General features: G+C 35.3%; 2 protein-coding genes. Both read right to left on the bottom strand.

Annotation, left to right across the window (positions count from 1 at the left end):
* Positions 1 to 6: 6 nt before the first annotated feature.
* Positions 7 to 642, bottom strand: coding sequence for an HAD-IA family hydrolase (locus F6K52_RS36740; RefSeq protein WP_293090220.1), 636 nt, complete (start codon positions 640 to 642; stop codon positions 7 to 9).
* A gap of 2 nt (positions 643 to 644) precedes the next feature.
* Positions 645 to 1,050, bottom strand: a 406-nt coding sequence (locus F6K52_RS36745) for a 4Fe-4S double cluster binding domain-containing protein (RefSeq protein ID WP_293090222.1), incomplete at its 5' end; no start/stop codon positions are given.

Below are 1,050 nucleotides of genomic sequence, written 5' to 3' on the forward strand. Positions count from 1 at the left end.
GGTTCATTAACATTTCTGAATTACCTGTAATAGTTCTTTTGGTTGATGAATTAAAAAATCTGGACTTTGCTTGGCTAGTACCTCGTGAGAATTAAAACCCCAGGCTACTGCAATGACTTTAATATTAGCCTTTTTGGATGCTTCTACATCCCTGGTTTCATCCCCCACATAAATTACTTGCTGTGATGATAAATTATTTTGCCTTAATGCATTATTAATAATTGTTGTTTTGCCAAAAATTGTCACTCCAGAATAAATAAAGTCAAAAAACATTTCCAAATCATTATTTTTGAGAAAATCCATGACATTATCGGCAGAATTAGAAGTAATAATTCCTAAACGATGTTCTTCATTCCTCAAAGCAATCAAAGATTCTTTAATCCCAACAATTGGTTTTAATTCGTGAATTTTTCCTTTTAATTCAGATTTAACTTTTTTAACTAAAAAGGGAATTTTTAATAGGGGTATACCAGAATACTTAATTATTTGCCGAGAATTTAAATTCCTTAAATATGCTAGCTCTTCCGTGGTGATGGGAGCATAACCAAATTCATTGGCTAAATGATTGGCAATACTAATCAGAGCATCTAATGTGTCAGCAATTGTGCCATCAAAATCAAAGATAATTACTTTTTGAGTCATACTTATATTGGGGACGCTTCTAGATTAGCACGGGCATTCCGTCGTAACATTTTCGGTTTAATTCTACGTAATGCCGATGCCGTAAATTGGCGATCCCAATCTCCATGAGAGATGTTTGCTAATTCTACCAACTTTGGTGATATATTTCCAGGGTAAGGATGGAATTCTAATACATCAGTCTCCTTGGCAAATCGTTGGTTCCAAGGACAAACATCCTGACAAATGTCACAACCTGCGACCCAACCTTGTAAATGAGATGCAATAGTACCGGGCAAATTTTCATCTCGATTTTCAATTGTATGATAGGCAATACAACGATTGGCTTCAACTACAAATGGTTGGGTAATAGCATCGGTAGGACAAGCTTGTAAACAACGAGTACAGTTACCACAATGTTGGGTATGGGGT

It is taken from the genome of Moorena sp. SIO3H5 (genome assembly GCF_010692395.1).
GTDB lineage: Bacteria > Cyanobacteriota > Cyanobacteriia > Cyanobacteriales > Coleofasciculaceae > Moorena.